Source organism: Agromyces chromiiresistens, from assembly GCF_029167465.1.
Lineage (GTDB): Bacteria > Actinomycetota > Actinomycetes > Actinomycetales > Microbacteriaceae > Agromyces > Agromyces chromiiresistens.
This window is the reverse complement of the sequence record NZ_JARFNL010000002.1, coordinates 313,659-335,314: the sequence shown is the minus strand read 5'-3', so window position 1 is coordinate 335,314 and position 21,656 is coordinate 313,659. Positions and strand designations below refer to the sequence as shown.

The window sequence follows — 21,656 nt, the reverse complement described above, 5'->3', positions numbered from 1 at the left end:
AGCGTAGCGAGACCACCACCGCAGGTGCCCCGATACCCTCCCGGCGCGCCGACTCGACCGGCGGCGGGTTCGCTCAGCCGAGCGCTGCGGCCGCGAATCCGATCGAGCGGATGCCTCGGCGTCGGCCGACCACGATCGCGGTGCCGACGACCCCGATCACGCCGAACAGCGCGATCACGCCGGCCGCGCCCGCGACGGCTCCCCCGCCCGCACCCGACACGATCGTCTGCATGCCCTGCACCGCCCACGTGAGCGGCAGGAACGGGCTGATCGCCTGGTACGGCCCGCTCAGCACCTCGATCGGCACGAGCCCGCCCGTCGACGTCAACTGCAGCGCGACGAGCACGAGCGAGACGAGCAGTCCGGCCCGGCCGAGCCACGCCGTGAAGAACGCGTGCAGCGCCGTGAAGGCGAGCGCGAGCAGAGCCGAGAACGCGAGGGTCTGCGGCAGCAGGCTCCATGCGACGCCCAAGGCGCCGTGCAGCAGGAGCACGACGGCGACCGCCTGCGCGAGCGCGATGAGCCCGGCGCGCGCGAGGGAGCGCCAGACGAGCCCGCCGGTCGAGGCCGTGCTGCGCAGCGCTTCGCGGCCGAACGGCCGGAACACGAGGAAGAGCGCCATCGCGCCGAGCCAGAGCCCGATCGGCACGAACAGCATGCCGATGACCTCGCTCGTCGAAGCGATCTCGTTCTCGCGCGACGTGTCGACGCTCACCGGTTCTGCGACGACGTCGGCGGTCTTCGCCGCGTCGATGTCGCCGAGCTTCTGCGCCTCCTTCGCGCCCGAGGCGAGGCCGTCGGCGAGGGAGTCGGCGCCGGTCGCGAGCTTCGTGGCGCCGTCGGCGGCGCCGTCGGCGCCCGACTCGAGCTGGCCGAGCCCGCCGGCGAGCTCGCCGATGCCCGAGGCGAGGCCGTTCGCGCCGTCGCTCAGCCCCGCGGATCCGGCCGAGAGCTGCTGCGCGCCCGATGCGAGTCCCGCAGCGCCGTCGCGAAGCCCGGCCGAGCCGGCCGAGAGCTTCGCGGCGCCGGTGGAGAGCCCGCCGATGCCCTCCTGCAGCGCCGGCAGCCCGGCCCCGCCGGCGGCGAGCGGTGCACCTTCCGTCGAGAGGGTTTCGGCGCCGTCGCCGACGCCGACGACGCCCGCACGCATCTCGCAGAGGGAGGTGAGCTCTGTCGGCAGCGGCTTCGTAGTGCAGTCGGCGGCTCCGCCGGTCGCGGTCGAGATGGTCTGGTCGATCAGGGCGAGGAGGCCGGGTTCGAGCGCGGCATAGTTGTCCGAGAGCGCCGTGACGCCCCCGGTGTACGCCACGACGCCGTCGCCGAGCTGGCCCAGCTGGTCGGTGTTCTGCTCGAGCTGTGAGAGCCCGCTCGCGATGCCGTCGACGCCCTGGGTGTACTGGGCGACACCGCTCGAGTAGCTCGAGAGGCCGCTCGCGATGCCGTCGACGCCCTGCGTGTACTGGGCGACCCCACCGGCGTACGCCGATGCTCCGTCCGCGGCATCCGAGGCACCGGCGGCCGACTGCGCGACGCCGTCGGCGAGCTGGCCGATGCCGTTCGAGAGCGAGCCCGCGCCGCTCGAGAGCTGGGCCGCGCCGTCGGCGGCGTCGCCGAGCGAGCCTCCCATGGTGGCGAGGTTGCCGTAGAAGCCCTCGAGGTACTGGGTCGTGAGTTCGCGACCGAAGGCGGTCGACATGGCGTCGCCCACCGACTGGGCGACCGAGCCGGTGAGGTAGCCGTGCGCGTCGTCGGTGCGGATGTCGAGGTTCGCACGGGTCGGCGACTCCCCCGAGATCGACGTGACCGACTCCGAGAAGTCGGAGGGGATGGTGAGCACGGCGTACGCCTCGCCCGAGGCGAGCTTGTCGGCGGCCTCGTCGTCGTTCGAGATCGTCCACTCGAACCCTGCGGTGTCGGGCCCGGTGAGCTCGGTCACGAGCTGGCGGCCGGCGAGCACGGGCTGCTCGGTGCCGTCGGGCAGGGTCATCGTGACCATCTCGTCGTTGTTGACGACGACGGCGGGGATCTGCTCGAGATTGTCGTCGGCGCCGCCGAGCGCGCCCGAGACGAGCCCGGTGACGGCGAGGGGGACGGCGATCACGGCGGCGACGAGCACGCCGTAGCGCACGCGGCGTTGGGCGGGGGTCGAGCCGAACAGGCGGGCGAGTCGGGAGCTCATCGCTGTGCCTCCAGGGAGCGTGAAACGGGTTCGATGAATCGGATGCCTCGGGCTGCGAGCTCGGGCGCCGCGTCGGGCGTGCACGACCCGTCACCGAGCCCGACGATGAGGGTGACCTGCGCGGGCAGGAGCCGGCCGAGCGCGGCCCAGAGCTCGTCGCTCGCGTCGCCCGGATCGTCGTCGATGTCGACGACGACGACTCCGGGACGCTCGGCGAGCGCCGCCGCCACGGCGACGACGGTGCGGGCTTCGGCACCGAGCGCCGACAGCGGGGTGTCGACGCCGAGCCGGGTCCGGTCGACGCCGAGCGCGGTCGCGGCACGGTCGGCCCACTCGCGGACGAGCGAGCTCGACGGGGCGAGCCGGTACCACGGACGGGTCGCGTCGAGGCGGGCGGCGATGAGCTCGCCGACGGTCGAGCCGGTCGGAGCGTCGGAGGCGACCTCGGCCATGGCGACCTGCCGCATGACCCGCCCCGCGCCCGTCGGCAGGGGTGTGCCCTGCACCGCGACCCGGCCCGAGACCGGTGCGAGCCGGCCCGCGAGCGACGCGGCGACGACACGGCGGTCGACGGCCTCGCCGCGCACGACGAGCACGCCGCCGGTCGGGACCTCGACCGCGAGCGGCCCGATCGGCCGCTCGGGCAGCCCGAAGACCGCTTCGTCGAGGTTGACGGCCGCCGGTCGCGCCGCCGCCCACTCGGCCTGCTCGAGGTGGGCGCGCAGGCCCTCGCCCTCGATGTCGACGTCGGGGAGGATGCGGGCGAGCCACTTCGGCAGCCACCACGCCGACGTCCCGGCGAGCGCCATCGCGGCGGGCACGAGGGTCATGCGCACGAGGAAGGCGTCGAAGGCCACGCCGATCGCGAGGGCGAACGCGATGCCCTTGATGACGCCGGACCCCTCGGGCACGAACGCGAAGAAGACGAAGAACATGATGAGCGCGGCAGCCGTGACGACGCGTGCGGCGTGCTGGAACCCGTGCACGATCGACGTGCGCGGCTCCTTCGTCTTCACGAACTCCTCGCGCATGCCCGACACGAGGAACACCTCGTAGTCCATCGCGAGGCCGAACAGCACGGCCATGAGCAGGATGGGGAGGAAGCTCAGGATCGGGCCGGGCTCGACGTGCAGCAGGTCGGCGAACCATCCCCACTGGAAGATCGCGACCGTCGCGCCGATGGCGCCGAACGCCGACAGGAGGAAGCCGAGTGCGGCCTTGATCGGCACGAACACCGAGCGGAACACCATGAGCAGGAGCACCACCGAGAGTCCGACGACGATGAGGGCGAACGGCACGAGGGCGTCGGCGAGCCGGTTCGAGATGTCGATCGCGACCGCGGTGAAGCCGGTCACCGCGATCGGAGTGCCGTAGTCCCGCTCGATCGACGGGGCGAGGTCGCGGATCGAGGCGACGAGCTCCTTCGTCTCGGGCGAGTCGGGCGCCGACTCGGGGATGACCTGGATGATCGCCGTGTCGACCGTCTCGTTCGGCAGGCCGTCGCCGACGTAGGCGACGTCGTCGAGTTCGGCGATGCGGGCGCCGATCGCGTCGAGGTCGTCGAAGATGTCGGTCGTCTGCGTGATGTCGACCGTGACGATGAGGGGGCCGTTGTACCCGGGGCCGAAGCCGTCGTCGATCATCTCGTAGGCCTCGCGCTGGGTCGATCCGGCCTCGCCCGAGCCGTTCGGCAGGTTGAGGTCCAGGCTGAGCGCCGGCACCGCGGCCAGGCCGAGCAGGCCGACCACGGCGACGACGAAGACGACGGGCGCCTTGAGCACGAGGTCGACCCAGCGGCGGCCCATCGTGCGCTCGCCGCCCTCGTCGGCGGCGTTCGCCCGACGGTGCGCACGGCTGCCGGGCTTCGGCGTGAGCTTGCGCCCGAAGACCCCGAGCAGCGCCGGCAGGAGCGTGACCGCACCGGCCACCGCGATGAAGACGGCGAACGCGGCGCCGACGCCCATGACGCTGAGGAACGGGATGCCGACGACGAGGAGTCCGAGGAGCGCGATGATCACCGTGAGTCCGGCGAAGACGACGGCGCCGCCCGCGGTCGCGACGGCCTCGGCCGCGCTCTCCTCCGGGTCCTGTCCGCGGGCGAGCTGGTTGCGGTGCCGCGAGAGGATGAACAGGGCGTAGTCGATGCCGACCGCGAGCCCGATCATGACGGCGAGCATGGGCGCGGTCGACGAGACCGTCGCGAACGCCGCGACGATCGTGATGCCGCCGACGGCGGTGCCGACGCCCACGAGTGCGGTGAGCAGCGGCATCCCCGCGGCCAGCAGCGACCCGAAGGTGATGATCAGCACGACGGCGGCGAACAGCACGCCGAACACCTCGGTGATCGTGAGGCCGAAGCTCGTCTCCTGGAAGACGTCGCCGCCGAACGCGACCTGGAGCCCCGCGTCGGTGCCGATGTCGCCGGTCGCGGTGACCTCGTCGAGCGTCTCGGGGGTCACGTCGGTGACCTGTCCGTCGAAGGTGATCTGGATGTACGCGGTGCGCTCGTCGCCCGAGACCTGGTCGCCCGCGTACTCGTCGAAGGGTCCGAGCACGCTCGCGATGCCGTCGACGTCCTCGAGGGCGGATTCCATGTCCTCGATGGCGCCCTGGTACTGCGCCGATTCGACCGACTCCCCTTCCGGGGCCTCGACGACGGCCTTCGCCGACGCCCCAGCGGTCTGCGGGAAGACGGCGGCGAGCTGGTCGATCGCCTGCTGCGACTCGGTGCCGGGGATGGCGAACGAGTCCTGCAGCTGGCCGCCGAGCGCGACGCCGGTGCCGAGGACGGCGCCGAGCGCGACGACCCACGCGACGATGACGAGCCAGGCGCGGCGGTAGGCGAATCGCCCGATGCGATGGAGGAGCAGAGCCATGGGCGGTGCCTTAACGGGTCGGCCGGCCGTCGGCCGGGATCAGCAGTTCGGTGAGCACGTCGACGAGGGCCGTGCGCACCTCGTCGTCGGAGTGGGTGTTCATGAGCTCGCTCATCTCGTCGTCGTCGAAGAACGTCGCCCCGGCGACGAGGGCGTAGGTGGCCCCGGCGAGCGCGACGCCGAAGCGCATCTGCTCGGCGAGCGAGGCTCCCGAGCAGATCGCGTCGGCGAGGACGCGGATCGCGGCGTTGCCGCGCTTCACGATCGGGATGTCGCCGAGCGAGTGCCCCTGGCTCACGAAGAGGTGCACGGCGAGGCGCTCCCCGAGCAGCAGGTCGACGAACCGGCCGATGAACGCGCCGCGCGCCGCATCGGAGCGGCGCCCCTCGGCGAACTCGGCGACGAGCACCTCGAGCCGCTCGATCGCGGGCGCGATGCCGGCCTCGAGCAGCGCCTCCTTCGAGGCGTAGTGGTAGAGCACGCTCGACTTCGAGTAGCCGGCGTGGTCGGCGATCTGCTGCAGCGACGTGCCGGCGAAGCCGACGGTGGCGAACTGTTCGAGGGCGGCGTGCAGCAGCTCGTCGCTCGCGCGGGCGCGCGGAGGTGCGGTCGCATCGGTGGGCATGCTCCGACGGTACTTGACCGATCGGTCAGATCCTGCACGATCGGTCAGATTCACGGATGACTCCCAGCACGGGCGGGTGGCGCGGTAGCGTGGCGCCATGCGCAAGTACCTCTTCAGCGGAGCCGTGATCTCAGCAGCCGTCAGCGGCATCACCGTGATCAAGGCCACCGCGTCGGGTCCGCGCGACTGGCGACTGCTGCTGCTCTGGATCTCGTGGGCCGCGAGCCTCGCGATCGCGATCGGCACGGTGGCCGAAGAGACGAAGCGACCCGAGCTCGGCGAATAGCCGGTCGCAGCCGCCGCTCTGCGGCGTGTCTTGCGGAATCCGCTCCGCCGTGCCCGAAACTGGAGCGAACGACCCGAATATCGCAGTACCCGCTGCAACACGACGAGAGGGGCCACCGATGTTCCGCCGTTGGCGACGCGCTCGGCTTGCCGCCCAGGCCTCCGCACACGCTGCCGCTCCCGCTCCCGCACCGCGCCCCACCGCGGCCGACCTGCGCGGCGAGCACATCTTCGAACTGCTGAACGCCCGCCTCTCCGAGTTCATCGGCCCGGGCGGCGGCTGGTCGCTCGTGCGCCGCAGCGACGGCGACACCGACCGCATCTTCCACGCGATGCTGACGCACCAGATCGCCGCTGAACTCACCCGTGCGATCCTCGACGAGCGCGACTCGGTCGCGGTCGTGGTTCCCGCAGGCGAAGAGTCGATGGCGCTCGGCTGGGAGCCCGCGCCGCTCATCGTCTGGGCCGACCCCATCGAGACCTCCGGTTCGATCGACGCCGACGCCGACGCATCCGCCCTCGAAGCCGACGTGCGGCCGTTCGGTCCGCTCACCGAGCTCGAGGCTCGCGCCGCCGCCTGACCCCGTCGAGCGGGGTGACGAGCGAGCGCCGGCGCGCCTCGAGACCCCCACCGTGCGCTTCCAAAATCGACCCCCGATTCTTGTACGGCTGGGGCGACGCGACCCCTCCCCGCCCTCATAGCGTGATTCACGGGCACTCCGCCCGCACGCCTTGAGAGGGGATCCCGATGAGCACCGCACCGAGCAGCACCCCGCCCACCGCCGGCCCGACGAGCGGTTCGGAGACCGACGTCGTCGACGCGCCGACGCGGCGCCACACCGCACGCGACCTCGCGCAGATCGCGGTCTTCACCGGCCTCATCGCCGCGCTCGGCCTGCCCGGCGCGATCTACCTCGGCGGCACCGCGGTGCCGATCACGTTCCAGACGCTCGGCGTCATGCTCGCGGGCGCCATCCTCGGTGCACGCAAGGGCTTCCTCTCGGTGCTGCTGCTCATCGCCCTCGTCGCCGCGGGACTCCCGCTCCTCTCCGGCGGCCGCGGCGGGCTCGGCGTCTTCGTCGGCCCGTCGGTCGGCTACCTGATCGGGTGGCTCGTCGGGGTCGTGGTGATCGGCTGGGCGACCGCGCGCCTGCTCCCCCGCTACCGCGTCGTGCCCGCACTGCTCTCGACGGCGCTCGGCGGCATCGTCGCGATCTACGCCGTCGGCATCCCCGTCCTCGCGGCGATGACGGGCACCCCGATCGGCGTCGCCGCCGCCGGCTCGCTGCTGTTCCTGCCCGGCGATGCGCTGAAGGTCGTCATCACGGTGCTCGTCGCGAAGGGCGTGCACCGCGCCTGGCCGGGCCTCATCGAGCCGCGTTCGTGGCCGTGGCCGCGCCGCGCCGCGCTCGACGCCAGGGCGGTCGACGCCGCGTGAGCGAGTGGCTGCGGGGTTCGCCCGGTGCGCCCGCCCTCGCGTTCGGCGGCGACGTCGTGCGCGTGGGCGAGCTCGCCGCGGCGGTCGCCGCGGCCCGCCTGCCCGGCGGCACCGGGTTGGTGCCCTGCCCCGTCGGCACGGCACCGGTCGAGCTCATCACGACCGTGCTGGCGGCCCTCGAGCGCGGTCGGCCCGTCCTCGTCGGCGGGTCGTCCGACGAGGCACGGCGCCTCGACGACCTGCTGCCTGCGGCCACCGCGATCGCGCTGCGCACCTCGGGCTCGTCGGGCACCGCGCCCACGGTCGTGGCCCGCACCGAGGCATCCTGGCTCGAGTCGGCTGCGCCGCTGGCGCAGCTCGCCGGCATCGAGGCCGCCGACCGCGTGGCCGTGACCGGGCCGCTGCACGTCTCGATGCACCTCTACGCGGCGCTGCACGCGCTGTGGGCGGGCGCGGTCGTCGGCGACTCCGTTCGCGATGCGACGGTCGTGCACGCGACGCCGACGAGGCTGGCCCGTCTCCTCGACGGCGGTCTCGACGCCCGTGCCGCCGTGGTCGCGGGCGCCGCGCTCCCCGAGCGGGTGCGGCACACCGCCCGTGCGCGCCTCCGGCTCACGGAGTACTACGGTGCGGCCGAGCTCTCGTTCGTCGCGGCCGGGCACGGCGAGGGGCTCGTTGCGTTCCCGGGTGCCGAGATCGAGCTGCGCGAGGCCGCCGGCGGTCGTGAGCTCTGGGTGCGGTCGCCCTATCTCGCGATCGACGCGGTCGGCGGGATGCTGCGCCGCGACGCCGCCGGTTTCGCCACCGTCGGCGACCTCGCCGAACTGGGCGCTGACGGCACCCTCATGATCCTCGGACGCGGCGATGCGGCGATCACGACAGCCGGTGCCACCGTGATCGCAGAACGGATCGAGGGCGTGCTCGCCGGCCTCCCGGGCGTCGCCGCGGTGGCCGTCGTGGGCGAACCGAACGAGCTGCTCGGCGAGCGCGTGGTCGCGATCGTCGAGCTCGACGAGCTTGACGAGCGCGTCCGCGCGACCGATCGCGACGCATTCGGCGGCGACGACGAGGCCGCGGACCCCCGCGACGCGACCGACCTCCGCGACGAGATCGTCGCGGAGGCGAGGGCGCGCCTCGAGGTCGCCGAGCTGCCGCGCCGCTGGTTCTTCGCCCCGCTGCCGCGCACCGACTCGGGCAAGGTCGCCCGCGGCGCGCTCCGGTCGGCGCTCGCCGCCGGCGGGCTCGACGGCGAGCACCGGGCCGCAGCCCGCCGCCACGACGCGATCCGCGCCGTCGCAGCAGGCGCCGCACCGACGAACGCCGCACCACCGACGGGAGGACCCGCATGACCGCCGCCCCGACCCCCGTCCTCGTCGCCGGCCGCCGTACGCCCATCGGCACTGCCGGCCGCGGCTTCGCCGGCCACTCGGTCGATGCGCTCGCCGCGCCCGTGCTCGCGGCCGTGGCCGCGCGGGTCGCGCCGGCCGAGGTGCCGATCGACGACGTCGTGCTCGGCAACTGCATGGGCCCCGGCGGCGACCTCGCCCGCGTCGCCGCGCTCCGCGCCGGTCTCGGCGTCGGCGTTCCCGGTGTGACCGTCGACCGGCAGTGCGGCTCGGGTCTCGACGCGGTCATGCAGGCGGCGGCCCGCGTGCGGGCGGGCGACGGCCGGCTGCTCGTCGCCGGCGGCGCCGAGTCGGCGTCGACGGCGCCGGTTCGCAACTGGCGCGACACGGGTGCCCGGTACGACCGTGCACCGTTCGCCCCGCCCGGGCTGCCCGACCCCGACATGGGTCCCGCCGCCGACCGGCTCGCCGCCGTCGCCGGCATCTCCCGCACACGCCAGGACGCCTGGGCCGAGCGCTCGCACCGTCTCACGCTCGCCACCCATCGCTCGGGCGGCTTCGATGCCGAGCTCGTCGCCGTCGACGGGGTCGTCCGCGACGACCGGCCGCGCCGGCTGAGTCTCGAGACGCTCGCACGATTCGCGCCCGCCTTCGTGTCGGACCCGGCGGACGAGAGCGATGCCGCCGGTGCCGGCACCGTCACGGCCGGCAACTCCTGCGGCTTCTCCGACGGCGCGGCGGCGATGGCCGTGACCACGCCGGAACTCGCGCGCGAACTCGGGCTGCCCGCGCTCCGCGTCCGCGCGGCCGCCGTCGCCGCGGGCGACCCCGCCCTGCCCGGGCTCGGCGCCGCGCCGGCCGCGCAGGCCGCCCTGGTCCGGGCGGGCCTCGCCCCGGCCGACCTCGGCTTCGTCGAGATCACCGAGGCGTTCGCCGCGCAGCTCCTCGCCGTGACCGATGCCCTCGCGCTCGACGAGGAGATCGTCAACGCCGAGGGCGGTGCCATCGCGATCGGACATCCGTGGGGTGCCTCGGGCGCCGTGCTGCTCGTGCGGCTCGCCGCGCGCATGCTCTCCGCCGACGACGACCGCCCGGGCCTCGCCGCGTGCTCGATCGGCGGCGGCCAGGGCATCGCGATGATCGTGGAGCGCGTCGCATGAGCGGGATCGTCTTCGACCGCGTCTCGCACGACTTCGGCGCCGAGCCGATCGTCGACGACGTCTCGCTCGTCATCGACGAACGACGGGTCGGCATCGTCGGCGCGAACGGCTCGGGCAAGTCGACCCTCGCCCGCATGATCAACGGCCTCGTGACGCCGAAGACGGGTCGGGTGATCGTCGACGACCTCGACGTCGCGCGACGCGGTCGCGACGTGCGCCGCCGGGTCGGCTTCGTGTTCACGAACGCCGACAACCAGATCGTCATGCCCACGGTCCGCGAAGACGTCGCATTCACCTTGCGCCGCCATCGGCTGCCGGCCGAGGATGCCGCGGCGCGCGTCGAGGCGACGCTCGAGCGCTTCGGGCTCATGGGCCTCGCCGATCGACCGGCGCACCGCCTCTCGGGCGGGCAGAAGCAGCTGCTCGCCCTCGCGTCGGTGCTCGTCGCCGACCCGGCGATCGTCGTCGCCGACGAGCCGACCACACTGCTCGACGCGCGCAACGCCCGGCTCGTCGCCGACCACTTCCGCGCGCTCGACCAGCGGCTCGTCGTCGTGAGCCACCAGCTCGAACTGCTCGAGGACTTCGACCGGGTGATCGTCATGGAGTCGGGCCGCGTCTTCGCCGACGACGAGCCCGCCGGTGCGCTCGCCGCCTACCGGTCCCTGATCGGCTGAGCGGCGGAATCGTGATCGGCGTCTTCCACCACGGCGACTCGCTCGTGCACCGGGCGCCCGCGCTCCTGAAGCTCGGGCTGCTCGCCGTGCTCGTGACCGTCGTCGCGGTGCAGAGTTCGCTCGTCGTCCTGGGCGCCGCCGCTGCGGCGACCATCGTGCTGTTCCTCGTCGCGCGCCTTCCGGCGCGCGCCGCCTGGCGGCAGATCGTCCCCATCCTCTGGGTGCTCGCGTTCGCCGTGCCCGTGCAGTGGCTGTTCTCCGGCTGGGAGTCGGCGGCCACGATGGCGTTCCGGCTCGCGATCGCCGTTGCGCTCGCCGCGCTCTACACGCTCACGACGCCCGTCTCCGCGACCCTCGATGCCATGCAGCTGCTCTTGCGCCCGCTGCACCGATGGGTCGACGCCGACCGAGTCGGCCTCGCCCTCGCGCTCGCGATCCGCTGCGTGCCCCTGCTCGCCGACATCGTTCGCGAGGTGCTCGAGGCGAGGAAGGCCCGAGGTGCGGAGGGTTCGGTCATGGCGCTCGCGGTGCCCGTCATCGTGCGCGCGCTGCGCACGGCCGACCATCTCGGCGAGGCGCTCATCGCCCGCGGCTTCGACGACTGAGACGCCCGCCTCGGCGCGCTCGCGTCGCGGCCGCCGCCGCGTCGTCCACCATCGGGGGTACATTGAGGGTCACTCGTCGGAAACCCTCGCGGAGGTGCGTGATGGATTGGTCCTTCTGGCTCGCGATCGGGGTGCTGATCGCCGTCTGGGCGGTCGGCCAGTGGATGTACACGCGTCGCCGCAAGGCCGGCCGCTCCAGCCGACCCGCGCCCGGCGGCACGGACGTCGCGAACTCGGTCGACGTCGAGCGCGAGAAGTCGATGCGGCAGATGCGCGGCGGCATGATGCCCTGACGTCCTCGCGAGAGGTGCGCGCCGCACGACCGCACACGGAAGAAGCCCGGAACCACGCGATTCGCGTGCGTTCCGGGCTTCTCTTGGTGCACCCCCAGGGACTTGAACCCTGAACCCACTGATTAAGAGTCAGTTGCTCTGCCGATTGAGCTAGAGGTGCATCGATTCGGGGCTGTTTTTCAACAACCGAACCGAGCGTCAACGTTATCAGGTCGTTCGCCGCTGCGCCAATCGAGCACGGCACGGCGTGTTCACCCGCGCCCGATAGCCTGAATCGCGTGACCGACCACGCCGAAACCACCGCCCTCGACCTCGCCGACGACCTCGAACTCGCCCTCGAGCTCGCCGACCTCGCCGACGCCGTCGCGATCGCGAAGTTCCGCGCCGTCGACCTCGCCGTGTCGACGAAGCCCGACCGCACGTTCGTGACCGAGGCCGACCTCGCCGTCGAACGGGCGATTCGCGATCGGCTCGCCGAGGCGCGCCCCGCCGACGGCATCCTCGGCGAGGAGTTCGGCACGTCGGGCGACACGACGCGTCAGTGGATCATCGACCCGATCGACGGTACGTCGAACTTCATGCGCGGCGTCCCGGTGTGGGGCGCGCTCATCTCGCTCGCGATCGACGGCGTGCCCGTCGTCGGCGTCGCCTCCTCCCCCGCGCTGGGCCGGCGCTGGTGGGCGGCGCGCGGCGCCGGCGCGTTCACGACGGATGCCTCGGGCGCGACCCCGCGCCGCATCGCCGTGTCGCAGGTGGCCGACCTCGCCGATGCCTCGCTGAGCTTCCAGAGCATCGCCCAGTGGCGCGAGGCCGGCTACCTCGACCGCCTGCTCGCCCTCGCCGAACGGGTCTGGCGCGATCGCGCCTACGGCGACCTGTGGTCGTACATGCTGCTCGCCGAGGGGCTCATCGACGTGACCGGCGAGTTCGACGTGAAGCCCTACGACCTCGCCGCGCTCGTGCCGATCGTCGAGGAGGCGGGCGGGCGATTCACCTCGATCACCGGCGAGCCCGGCCCGTGGCACGGCTCGGCGCTCGCGACGAACGGCCGGTTGCACGAGACGGTGCTCGAGGCGCTCGGCGAGCGGGCGTGACCGGCATGGAGTTCGTCGTCTTCACCGAACCGCAGCAGGGCGCGAGCTACGACGAGCAGCTCGCCCAGGCGCAGGCCGCCGAGCGCCTCGGCTTCGACGGCTGGTTCCGTTCCGACCACTTCCTGCGCATGGGCGACGGCGACCCGCTGCCCGGCCCGACCGACGCGTGGGTGACCCTCGCGGGCCTCGCCCGTGAGACCGAGCGCATCAGGCTCGGCACCCTCGTCTCGTCGGCGACGTTCCGCCACCCGTCGCTGCTCGCGATCCAGGTGGCCCAGGTCGACGCGATGTCGGGCGGCCGTGCCGAGTTCGGCCTCGGCACCGGATGGTTCGCCGAGGAGCACACCGCCTACGGCATCCCGTTCCCGCCGAAGCGCTTCGACCTGCTCGAGGAGCAGCTCGACATCGTCACGGGCCTCTGGGCGACGCCGGTGGGCGAGGCCTTCGACTTCGCCGGCGAGCACTATACGCTCGCCGGCGCACCGGCGCTCCCGAAGCCCGTGCAGTCCCGCGTGCCGGTCGTCATCGGCGGCGCCGGGCTGAAGCGCACCCCCGAGCTCGCGGCGCGGTTCGCGACCGAGTTCAACCTCGGCTTCCGCTCGGAGGACGAGATCGCCGCCGCCTTCGAGCGCGTGCGCCGAGCCTGCGAGGCGATCGGCCGCGACCCCGCGACGATGCGCACGTCCGTCGCACTGCCGACGGTCGTCGCGGAGCACGACGCCGACTACCTGCGCCGCCTCGCCGCGATCGACGAGGACCCCGACGACTTCGCCGAGGTCAACATCGCCGGAACGCCGGCGGCCGCGGTCGAGAAGCTCGAGCGGCTGCGCGAGCTCGGCGCCGACCGCGTCTACCTGCAGCTCGTCGACCTGCACGACCTCGACCATCTCGAGCTCATCGCGGCCGAGGTGCTCCCCGCGCTTCGCTGACCCCGCGACGGATGCCTCGTGGCCGCCGCCGGCCACGAGGCATCCGCTCGCTCATCGACGGGCCGGCCGTGACGGCCTGCGGCTCCACGCCACGCCGATGAGGCAGAGCGCGCCGCCCACCATGCCGAGGACGGTCGGCAGCTCGCCGAGCAGCAGCCAGCCGAGCAGCACGACGATCGCGGGGACGGCGAGCGTCGCCGAGGCGGTGACGCCGGCCGGACTGCGCTTGAGCACGTACGCCCAGAGCAGGAACGCGACCGCCGACGGGAACACCCCGAGGTACACCATCGCCCAGACCGCGGGCGCGGGCGCGGCGCCGACCTCGACGACGGTTTGCGGCAGGAAGGGCAGCAGGGCGGCGGCGCCGATCGCGCAGCCCACCCACGTCGCGCTCAGCGCGTCGGTGTCGCGCAGGGCGACCTTCTGCACGAGCACGCCGAGCGCGTAGAGCAGCGCGGCCAGGAGGCCGAGGACGACGCCCAGCGGATCGGCGTGATTGCCGACGCCGCCGGTCGCGATGAGCACGACGCCCGCGAAGGCGACGAGCATGCCGACCACGAGCGAGCGCGGGAAGCCCTCCTTGAGGAACACGCCGGCCGCGACCGCGACGATGAGGGGTGCGACGTTCACGAGCATCGCGGCGGTGCCGGCGTCGAGATGCCGCTCGGCGAGGTTCAGCACGAGGGTGTAGCCGGCGAACCAGAGCACGCCGTACAGGGCCACGAGTGCGAGCGAGCGTCCGCGCGGCAACGGCGGCCGGCGAACGAGGGCGACGGCGACCAGTGCCGCGGTGCCGACGAGTTGCCGGCCCAGCGCGAGGGGGCCCGGCGAGAGCGCGTCGCCGACGAAGCGGATGGCGATGAACGCCGAGGCCCAGAGCACCAGGACGACGAGCATCGCCGTCAGCACCTTCCACCCCGGCGAGGGTGTCGACGCGGTCACGGCTGGCGGATGGAGGCTCGGGGCGGCGGTTCGCATTCCCCCAGCCTGACGATCGGATCATCTCAGCACAAGCGAACGATCCTTGGGTTCGATTAAGCAGAACTGTACGATTGTGATCATGGTCGATCCGCACCGGCTCCAGGTCTTCCGCACCGTCGTGCTCACGGGCTCGATCAACCGCGCGGCGGCCCGACTCGGCTACACCGCGTCGGCCGTGAGCCAGCACGTCAGCGCCCTGCAGCGGGAGACCGGCCTGACCCTCGTCGAGCGCCGCGGTCGCGGCATCGTGCCGACCTCGGCCGGTGTCGCGGTCGCCGATCGCGCCGGTCGTGTGCTCGATCACCTCGCGGACTTCGATGGCGCGGTCGACGACCTGCGGGCGGGTCGCAGCGGCACGATGCGCATCAGCTGCTTCATGTCCGCGAATCGCGCATGGATGCCGCCCGTCGTGGCCGAGCTCGCCCGCACCTACCCCGACCTCCGGCTCGAGCTCTCGATGGTCGAACGAGCCGGACAGCTCTCAGGCGAGCCCGACCTCGAGCTCTACATCGCCGAGTCGATCCGCGGCGACCGCGACCCGGCGGTGGCCGACGGCTCGCCCGACGGCTACGACCTGGAAGAGCTGCGCACCGAGGGCTACGTCGTCGTGGTGCCCTCGGGACACCGGCTCGCCGCGCGCGAGTCGATCGGACTCGTCGAACTCGAGGGCGAGCCGTGGATCGACAACGACGACGCGCACGGGCCGTGCCGCGAGATCGTGCTCTCGGCGTGTGCGGCACTCGGGTTCGCACCGCAGTACCGCCTGCACGCGCCCGATTACACGAGTGCCTTCGACTACGTCGAGCAGGGCGTCGGCATCACCGTGCTGCCCCGCCTCGGCGCGATCGGACTGCCCGACGGCGTCGAACTGCGGCCCATCGCCGACACGGCCGCACGGCGCCGCATCATGATGCGGGTGAAACGGTCGATGCGCACCCACCCGGCGGTGCTGCGCGCCGCCGAGCTGCTGAGGGCGGCGGCCCGGCGCGACTGACCGCGGCGCCGGCCCCCTCGGATGCCTCGTGGCCGGCCACGAGGCATCCGGATCGTTCGACGCGTGCGATCAGGGTCGCAACTCGGGCAGCGGCCCGCCGCCCCGGGCGTCGGCCCAGAGGTCGATGCCGGCGTCGCCGGCGAACCGGTCGATCTCGGTGAGCTCGTCGGCGGTGAAGTCGCGGCGGTCGACCGCCGCGACGTTCTCCTCGAGCTGCCGCACGCTCGACGCCCCGACGACGAGGCTCGTCACCCGCTCGTCGCGGAGCGCCCAGGCGAGCGCGAGCTGCGCGAGCGACTGCCCGCGGCGCTCCGCGATCGCGGCGAGCCCGCGGATGCGCTCGAGGGTCTCGTCGGAGAGCATCGAACGGTCGAGCGACCCGTCGGCCGCCGCGCGCGAATCGGCCGGGATGCCGCCGAGGTACTTGCCGGTCAGGAGGCCCTGCGCGAGCGCGGTGAAGCCGATGACGCCGAAGCCGTCGTCGGCCGCCGCGTCGAGGAGGCCCTCGGTCTCGATCCAGCGGTTCAGCATGGAGTACGACGGCTGGTGGATCGTGAGCGGCGTGCCGCGCTCGGCGAGCAGGCGCGCCATCTCACGGCTCTGCTCGGCCGAGTACGACGAGATGCCGACGTACAGCGCCTTGCCCTGCCGCACGATGTGGTCGAGGGCGGCCGCCGTCTCTTCGAGCGGCGTGCCGGGGTCGGGGCGGTGGTGGTAGAAGATGTCGACGTGGTCGAGGCCGAGCGCGGTGAGCGAGCGGTCGAGGCTCGCGACCAGGTACTTGCGGCTGCCCCCCACGCCGTGCGGCCCCGGCCACATGTCCCACCCGGCCTTCGTCGAGACGACGATCTCGTCTCGGTAGGGGGCGAGGTCGCTCGCGAGGATACGGCCGAAGTTCTCTTCGGCGGCGCCGTACGGCGGGCCGTAGTTGTTCGCGAGGTCGAAGTGCGTGATGCCGAGGTCGAATGCCCGGCGCACGATCGCCCGCTGCGACTCGAGCGGCCGATCGTCGCCGAAGTTCTGCCAGAGCCCGAGCGAGAGCAGCGGCAGCTGCAACCCGGACCGACCGGTGCGGCGGTGTGGCATACGGTCGTATCTGGCGGCATCGGCGATGTACGGCATGCAGTCATGCTAGCCAGACTCACCGACACGGGCCGTGCGCGGCCCGGCCCGCCTCGAGCCGTATTCCGTTGCCGGTATCCGTCGCACCATGGACACGATGGACAATCGGCTCCGACAACTTCACCGCACCGGCCATATGGCGCCGTGCCGCGCGACTGGCATGATCTTCAACCATCGCGACGCGACTCCCCCACCGCGCGCAGCCCCGACGAAGGATCCGACGATGGACGAGCACCAGCCCGAGAACTGGTACTGCCCCGAGCCCGACTGCGACTACTGCGGGGGCGCGTTCACCGACTGAGCCAGCACGTCGTCCCCGACGACACCCGACCCGTACCGTCCCCGACGCAGAACGCCCGGCGACTCCGAGTGGAGTCGCCGGGCGTTCTGCGGTTTCCGCAGCGTGCGATGACGGCCGGTGGTGGAGATGGGGGGAATTGAACCCCCGTCCATCGCTGAGATTCCACGTCTTCTCCGGGCGCAGCCTGTGAAAGCGCTCTGCTCGGCCCCGACTCTTGCCACAGGCACCTGAGTCGACGGGCCCAGCCTGAAAGAGTCCCGCACGTCGCTCAGGCGACGACGCGCAGCAAGTTCCCTAGATGACGTCAGTGACCGGGGCGGGAACGAACCCGGACTGACGGACTATCGAGCTCGCTTAGGCAGCGAGGGCGAAGTCAGACTGCTTCTTATTGGCAGTTATTTGTTCGCAGGGGGCGTTCACGAGATAACCCTGCATCCTCGGCCCGCTTCTCGTGGGCACACAGGCGATGTCGAAACCGATCATCCCCATGTGACGTCGAACGGATTCGACGGACCTTCATCGCACGCTGTGGAGTTTCCAAGAGTCGCGACCCGTTCGCAGGACGAAGGGGTGCGCGGCCTTACAGTCTAGAACAGGCGACACCGCTCCGCCATTCCCAGACCTCGAGCGGATGCCTCGTGGAGGACCAAATGGCCACCGTCATCGCCGTTCGCGGCACCGCAGAAGAACGCGTCGACCCCGAGCTCGCCGCCGTCACGCTCACGATCGGGGTCTCCGAGCCCGAACGCGACACCGCGCTCGCCCGCACTGCCAGGGCGCGCGAGCGCCTCCTCGCCGAGGTTCGCGATCTCGAGGCCGCCGGGGCGCTCGACACCTGGTCGGCGGGTCAGCTTCGAGTGTGGTCGCACCGCCCGTTCAACAACGAGGGCCGGCAGTTGCCGCTCGTGCACCAGACCAGGTCAGAGGTCGAGATCGTGTTCAGCGACCTCGACCGGCTCGGCGAATGGGTGAGCCGGGTCTCCGACGGCGAGGCCGTCGACCTCGACGGCATCGACTGGCGCCTGACCGAGGCGACCCGCCGGCGCGTGCAGGAGCTCGCGCAGCGCGCCGCGGTCGCCGACGCCATCGCGAAGGCGCGCGTCTACGCGGCCGCCCTCGGGCTCGGTGCGCCGACGCCGGTGGAGCTCGCCGACACGGGACTCCTCACGGCCCAGCCGCTGCCGCCCGCACCGCGCGGCGGCATGAAGATGGCGATGGCCGCCTACGACGGCGGAGGCGCGGGGTCGGGCACCGAGTTCGCACCCGCCGTGCTCGTCGTCGAAGCCTCCGTCGAGGCGCGATTCCACGCCGAGGTCCGAACCGGCTGAGGCGCCGCCCGCGGCTCAGTCGCCGTCGATGAGCAGGCGTTCGAGACCGGCGAGGTCGCCGAGCCCGAGCCCTGACGCGAGCAGGTACTCGCGCACCGACCCGTGCGCGCGCTCGACCGTGTCGAGCACACCCTCGATCGCCTCCCGCGGGCTCCCTCCCATCAGGGTGCGCAGTTCCGGGGTGTCGGGCACGCCGTACTTCGCGATGACCGCGACCATGCCCTCGAGCCATTCGCCCGCGAGGTTCGCCTCGGTCCTGGCGTAGTCGTCGATCACGGCCTCGCGGTCGACGCCGACGGCCAGGAGCGCGAGCGCGACGACGATCCCGGTGCGGTCCTTGCCCGCGGTGCAGTGCACGATGACCGAACGCTCGCCCGCACTCGCGATCTCGCGCAGCGCCGCGACCACGACGCCCGCATGCTGCGTGACGATGCGGTCGTACAGGGCTTCGAGCGAGATGCCCGCCATGCCCTGCGAGGCGCCGGATCCCTCGAACACCGGCAGCCGCAGCACCTCGACGTCGAGCCCGTCGAGGTCGTCGGGCATCGAGCGGGCCTCGTTGTCGTCGCGCAGGTCGATCACGATGCCGACGCCGAGCTCTCGCAACTCGGCCTTGCCGGCGTCGCCGAGCCGGAACAGCCCGTCGGACCGGTAGAGCACCCCGTCGCGCACCCGGCCCGTGCGGGCGGGCAGTCCGCCGACATCGCGGAAATTGTACGTGCCGGGAACGGGGATGCGCATCGACGTCTTCATCGCGACGAGCCTACCTCCGGCGGCCGAGCGGGTCACCCAGGCTCGACCCGGCTCACTCGCCGAGGTGCCGGCGGCTCGCCATCGCGCGATCCGCCTCGCGCTTGTCCTGCCGCTCGCGCAGCGTCTGCCGCTTGTCGTACTCGCGCTTGCCTCGGGCGACCGCGAGCTCGACCTTCGCGCGGCCGTCGCTGAAGTAGATCGAGAGCGGGATGAGCGTGTAGCCCCCCTCCTTGATGCGGTGGCTGATCTTCACGATCTCCTGCTTGTGCAGCAGCAGCTTGCGCTTGCGCCGGGGCGCGTGGTTGTTCCACGTGCCCTCGGTGTACTCGGGGATGTGCACCGCATCGAGCCACATCTCGCCGCCGTCGATGAACGCGTACCCGTCGACGAGCGACGCCCGCCCCTCGCGCAGCGACTTCACCTCGGTGCCCTGCAGCACGAGCCCGGCCTCGTAGGTGTCCTCGATGAGGTACTCGTGCCGCGCCTTGCGGTTGGTCGCGACGACCTTCTGTCCGCGTTCCCTGGGCACGGTGATCTCCTTGCGAATCGAGCTGACACTGACGGATGCCTCCGGCCGATGCCGGGCGAGCCGTTCAGTCTATCCGACTCAGACGCGCAGGTACCGCCTGATCGCGATGCCCGCCGAGACGGCGGCGAGCAGTACCCCGACCACGACGAGCAGCGGCATCACGAGCAGCGCGTCGCCGTTGTCGACGAACGTGAGCGACAGGTTCTTCGCCAGGTAGCCCTGCACGAAGAAGTGCACGATCGCGACGACGGCGCCACCCGCGAGGAGCGACCCGACGAGCCCGGCGAAGACGCCCTCGAGCACGAACGGTGTCTGGATGAACCGGTTCGAGGCGCCGACGAGCCGCATGATGCCGAGCTCGCGCCGCCTCGAGAACGCCGACAGCCTGATCGTCGTCGCAATGAGCAGTGCGGCGGCGACGAGCATGATCGCGGCGATCGCGATCGCCGTGTAGCTCGCCGCGTTGAGCGCGTCGAAGATCGGATCGAGGTAGCGGCGCTGGTCGACGACCTGTTCGACGCCCGCCATGCCGGCGAGGCTCTCGACGATGACGTCCGACTGCGACGGGTCGATGAGGTTGACCCAGAACGCCTCGGGCAGCACGTCGGGGGTCACGTAGTCGGCCGACGGCGTGCCCTCGAACTGCTTCTGGAAGTTCTCGTAGGCCTGCTCGTGGTCCTCGAAGTAGAACTCGTCGATGAAGGGCTTCAGCGTGTCGGACTTCAGCTGCGCCTCGACGGCCGCCTTCTGCTCCTCGTTGGCCTCGCCGTCGGTGCAGCCCGCGGCCGTCGACATCGAGGTGCACAGGTACACCGCGACCTGGGCGCGGTCGTACCAGAAGCCCTTCATCTGGGCGATCTGCAACTGCATGAGCGCGGCGGTGCCGACGAACGTCAGCGAGATGAACGTGACGAGCACCACGGAGACGACCATGGTGATGTTGCGGCGAAGTCCGTTCGCCGCCTCGCGCAGGACGAGCCCGATCCTCATTTCGTCGGCCCCACTTCCTGGTCGCTGTCGCCTTCTCGCGGGCCTCCCGGCGCCCTGAGCCCCAACCGTTCGGCGAGGGTGAGCGGGGCGGATGCCTCGCCCGGGGCCTTCTCCTTCGGCACGAGCTTCTCGGGGTCGACCTCGATGGCACCGGTCGCGGCCTTCGTGATCTCGGCAGCGGCCTCGGTGACCTCGTCGGTCGCCTCGGGCTCGACGTAGAGGGGCTCGGCGTCGCGCATGACCTCGGCCGTGACCTTGGGTGCGGCCGCAGTGGTCGCAGCCATCGTCGCGGCCGGCTGCGCCGTCTCGGACGCCTGCGCCGACTCCGGAGGGACGGCGGCGGCGACGCGTTCGGCGTCGGTCGCGACATCCTCGACGGCCTCGCCACCCTGTTCGGGGACGTACTCGACGTCGCGGACGGTCTGGCCGTCGTAGCCGGCGCTGCGCTCGTCGCGCACGATGTCGCCGGCCGACAGCTCGATGACGCGGCGGCGCATCTGGTCGACGATGCCGGCCTCGTGCGTGGCCATGACGACCGTCGTGCCGCCCGCGTTGATCCGCTCGAGGAGGGTCATGATGCCCGCGCTCGTAACGGGGTCGAGGTTGCCGGTCGGCTCGTCGGCGAGCAGGATCTGCGGCTTGTTGACGATCGCGCGTGCGATCGCCACGCGCTGCTGCTCGCCGCCCGAGAGCTCGTGCGGCATGCGCTTCTCCTTGCCGTCGAGGCCGACGAGCTTCAGCGTCTCGGGCACCGCCGACTGGATGAAGCCGCGCGACTTGCCGATGACCCGCAGGGTGAAGGCGACGTTCTCGAACACCGACTTGTTCGGCAGCAGCCGGAAGTCCTGGAACACGACGCCGAGGTCGCGGCGGAAGTACGGCACCTTGCGGGTGGAGATCTTCCCGAGGTCCTGGCCGAGCACGTGGATCTTGCCCTTCGTCGGCTTCTCCTCCTTGAGGATCAGACGGAGGAAGCTCGACTTGCCGGAGCCCGATGCGCCGACGAGGAACACGAACTCGCCCCGCAGGATCTCGACCCCGATGTCATTCAGGGCGGGCCTCGATTGGCCGGGGTAGGACTTGGTGACGGAGTCGAAGCGGATCATCGTGTTCGAGCCTAGGCAGGCGGCACCCAAAAGTGGGCAGCGACA

At 72.2% G+C, this 21,656-nt stretch carries 22 protein-coding genes, 1 tRNA gene and 1 other RNA gene; 13 read left to right on the top strand and 11 right to left on the bottom strand.

From position 1 onward, the window contains the following. Positions 1–73: 73 nt before the first annotated feature. From PX701_RS05795 to PX701_RS05785, 3 genes are read right to left on the bottom strand one after another with little or no spacing between them, the layout of a single operon-like run. Complete coding sequence (locus tag PX701_RS05795; RefSeq protein ID WP_275505744.1) at positions 74–2,179, bottom strand: YhgE/Pip family protein; 2,106 nt, start codon at positions 2,177–2,179, stop codon at positions 74–76. Continuing rightward, positions 2,176–5,055: an MMPL family transporter gene (locus tag PX701_RS05790; RefSeq protein ID WP_275505743.1), complete on the bottom strand. Its 2,880-nt coding sequence runs from the start codon at positions 5,053–5,055 to the stop codon at positions 2,176–2,178. The genes PX701_RS05795 and PX701_RS05790 overlap by 4 nt, the downstream gene beginning before the upstream one ends. A gap of 10 nt (positions 5,056–5,065) precedes the next feature. Then, positions 5,066–5,680 (bottom strand): TetR/AcrR family transcriptional regulator, encoded by a 615-nt coding sequence (locus PX701_RS05785; RefSeq protein ID WP_231430644.1) that lies wholly within the window; start codon positions 5,678–5,680, stop codon positions 5,066–5,068. A gap of 97 nt (positions 5,681–5,777) precedes the next feature. Between PX701_RS05785 and PX701_RS05780 the strand changes: the two genes are divergently transcribed. From PX701_RS05780 to PX701_RS05745, 8 genes are all read left to right on the top strand, one after another. Then, positions 5,778–5,966, top strand: coding sequence for a hypothetical protein (locus tag PX701_RS05780; protein WP_231430643.1), 189 nt, complete (start codon positions 5,778–5,780; stop codon positions 5,964–5,966). Positions 5,967–6,084: 118 nt separating this feature from the next. Next, the gene (locus PX701_RS05775; protein WP_275505742.1) at positions 6,085–6,546 is read left to right on the top strand and encodes a hypothetical protein; all 462 of its coding nucleotides are present in this window, start codon (positions 6,085–6,087) and stop codon (positions 6,544–6,546) included. A 167-nt stretch (positions 6,547–6,713) separates the two neighbouring features. Further along, a complete protein-coding gene (locus PX701_RS05770) occupies positions 6,714–7,403 on the top strand; it encodes a biotin transporter BioY (RefSeq protein WP_275505741.1) in 690 nt (229 codons plus the stop codon). Next, on the top strand, positions 7,400–8,752 hold the full coding sequence (locus tag PX701_RS05765) for an AMP-binding enzyme (RefSeq protein ID WP_275505740.1): 1,353 nt from the start codon (positions 7,400–7,402) through the stop codon (positions 8,750–8,752). Before PX701_RS05770 ends, PX701_RS05765 begins: the two co-directional genes overlap by 4 nt. Next, positions 8,749–9,909 (top strand): thiolase family protein, encoded by a 1,161-nt coding sequence (locus PX701_RS05760; RefSeq protein WP_275505739.1) that lies wholly within the window; start codon positions 8,749–8,751, stop codon positions 9,907–9,909. Before PX701_RS05765 ends, PX701_RS05760 begins: the two co-directional genes overlap by 4 nt. Then, positions 9,906–10,586 (top strand): energy-coupling factor ABC transporter ATP-binding protein, encoded by a 681-nt coding sequence (locus PX701_RS05755; protein ID WP_275505738.1) that lies wholly within the window; start codon positions 9,906–9,908, stop codon positions 10,584–10,586. The genes PX701_RS05760 and PX701_RS05755 overlap by 4 nt, the downstream gene beginning before the upstream one ends. An 11-nt stretch (positions 10,587–10,597) precedes the next feature. Next, positions 10,598–11,191: an energy-coupling factor transporter transmembrane component T family protein gene (locus tag PX701_RS05750; RefSeq protein ID WP_275505737.1), complete on the top strand. Its 594-nt coding sequence runs from the start codon at positions 10,598–10,600 to the stop codon at positions 11,189–11,191. Between the two features lie 101 nt (positions 11,192–11,292). Beyond that, positions 11,293–11,484, top strand: coding sequence for a hypothetical protein (locus tag PX701_RS05745; protein ID WP_231430634.1), 192 nt, complete (start codon positions 11,293–11,295; stop codon positions 11,482–11,484). 84 nt (positions 11,485–11,568) lie between these two features. Here PX701_RS05745 and PX701_RS05740 read toward each other — a convergent pair. Further along, a tRNA-Lys gene (locus PX701_RS05740) sits at positions 11,569–11,644 on the bottom strand. 118 nt (positions 11,645–11,762) lie between these two features. On the opposite strand from PX701_RS05740, the gene PX701_RS05735 reads away from it, so the two are divergent. Continuing rightward, positions 11,763–12,578 (top strand): inositol monophosphatase family protein, encoded by an 816-nt coding sequence (locus tag PX701_RS05735; RefSeq protein ID WP_231430632.1) that lies wholly within the window; start codon positions 11,763–11,765, stop codon positions 12,576–12,578. A gap of 5 nt (positions 12,579–12,583) precedes the next feature. Continuing rightward, the gene (locus PX701_RS05730) at positions 12,584–13,507 is read left to right on the top strand and encodes an LLM class F420-dependent oxidoreductase (protein ID WP_275505761.1); all 924 of its coding nucleotides are present in this window, start codon (positions 12,584–12,586) and stop codon (positions 13,505–13,507) included. Positions 13,508–13,558: 51 nt separating this feature from the next. Here PX701_RS05730 and PX701_RS05725 read toward each other — a convergent pair whose 3' ends face one another. After that, entirely contained in the window at positions 13,559–14,449 is an 891-nt protein-coding gene (locus PX701_RS05725) for a DMT family transporter (protein WP_275505736.1), read from the bottom strand. Positions 14,450–14,567: 118 nt separating this feature from the next. On the opposite strand from PX701_RS05725, the gene PX701_RS05720 reads away from it, so the two are divergent. Then, entirely contained in the window at positions 14,568–15,482 is a 915-nt protein-coding gene (locus PX701_RS05720; protein ID WP_231430629.1) for a LysR family transcriptional regulator, read from the top strand. A gap of 69 nt (positions 15,483–15,551) precedes the next feature. Here the strand turns inward: PX701_RS05720 and mgrA are convergent, their stop codons facing one another. Then, positions 15,552–16,604, bottom strand: a complete 1,053-nt coding sequence (mgrA, locus tag PX701_RS05715; RefSeq protein WP_231430628.1) for an L-glyceraldehyde 3-phosphate reductase — start codon at positions 16,602–16,604, stop codon at positions 15,552–15,554. 160 nt (positions 16,605–16,764) lie between these two features. Between mgrA and PX701_RS05710 the strand changes: the two genes are divergently transcribed. After that, positions 16,765–16,905 (top strand): hypothetical protein, encoded by a 141-nt coding sequence (locus PX701_RS05710; protein WP_275505735.1) that lies wholly within the window; start codon positions 16,765–16,767, stop codon positions 16,903–16,905. A gap of 118 nt (positions 16,906–17,023) precedes the next feature. On the opposite strand, the gene ssrA is transcribed toward PX701_RS05710, so the two are convergent. Continuing rightward, positions 17,024–17,392, bottom strand: a transfer-messenger RNA (tmRNA) gene (ssrA, locus tag PX701_RS05705). A 163-nt stretch (positions 17,393–17,555) separates the two neighbouring features. Here ssrA and PX701_RS05700 point away from each other — a divergent pair. After that, positions 17,556–18,233 (top strand): SIMPL domain-containing protein, encoded by a 678-nt coding sequence (locus tag PX701_RS05700; protein ID WP_231430626.1) that lies wholly within the window; start codon positions 17,556–17,558, stop codon positions 18,231–18,233. Between the two features lie 15 nt (positions 18,234–18,248). On the opposite strand, the gene PX701_RS05695 is transcribed toward PX701_RS05700, so the two are convergent. The 4 genes from PX701_RS05695 to ftsE all read right to left on the bottom strand — a co-directional run bounded on the left by PX701_RS05695 (position 18,249) and on the right by ftsE (position 21,611). Then, positions 18,249–18,986, bottom strand: coding sequence for a tyrosine-protein phosphatase (locus PX701_RS05695; protein ID WP_231430625.1), 738 nt, complete (start codon positions 18,984–18,986; stop codon positions 18,249–18,251). 52 nt (positions 18,987–19,038) lie between these two features. After that, a complete protein-coding gene (smpB, locus tag PX701_RS05690) occupies positions 19,039–19,515 on the bottom strand; it encodes an SsrA-binding protein SmpB (protein WP_231430624.1) in 477 nt (158 codons plus the stop codon). A 78-nt stretch (positions 19,516–19,593) separates the two neighbouring features. Then, a complete protein-coding gene (ftsX, locus tag PX701_RS05685) occupies positions 19,594–20,505 on the bottom strand; it encodes a permease-like cell division protein FtsX (RefSeq protein ID WP_231430622.1) in 912 nt (303 codons plus the stop codon). Beyond that, a complete protein-coding gene (gene ftsE / locus PX701_RS05680) occupies positions 20,502–21,611 on the bottom strand; it encodes a cell division ATP-binding protein FtsE (RefSeq protein WP_231430621.1) in 1,110 nt (369 codons plus the stop codon). Before ftsE ends, ftsX begins: the two co-directional genes overlap by 4 nt. Positions 21,612–21,656: the final 45 nt, after the last annotated feature.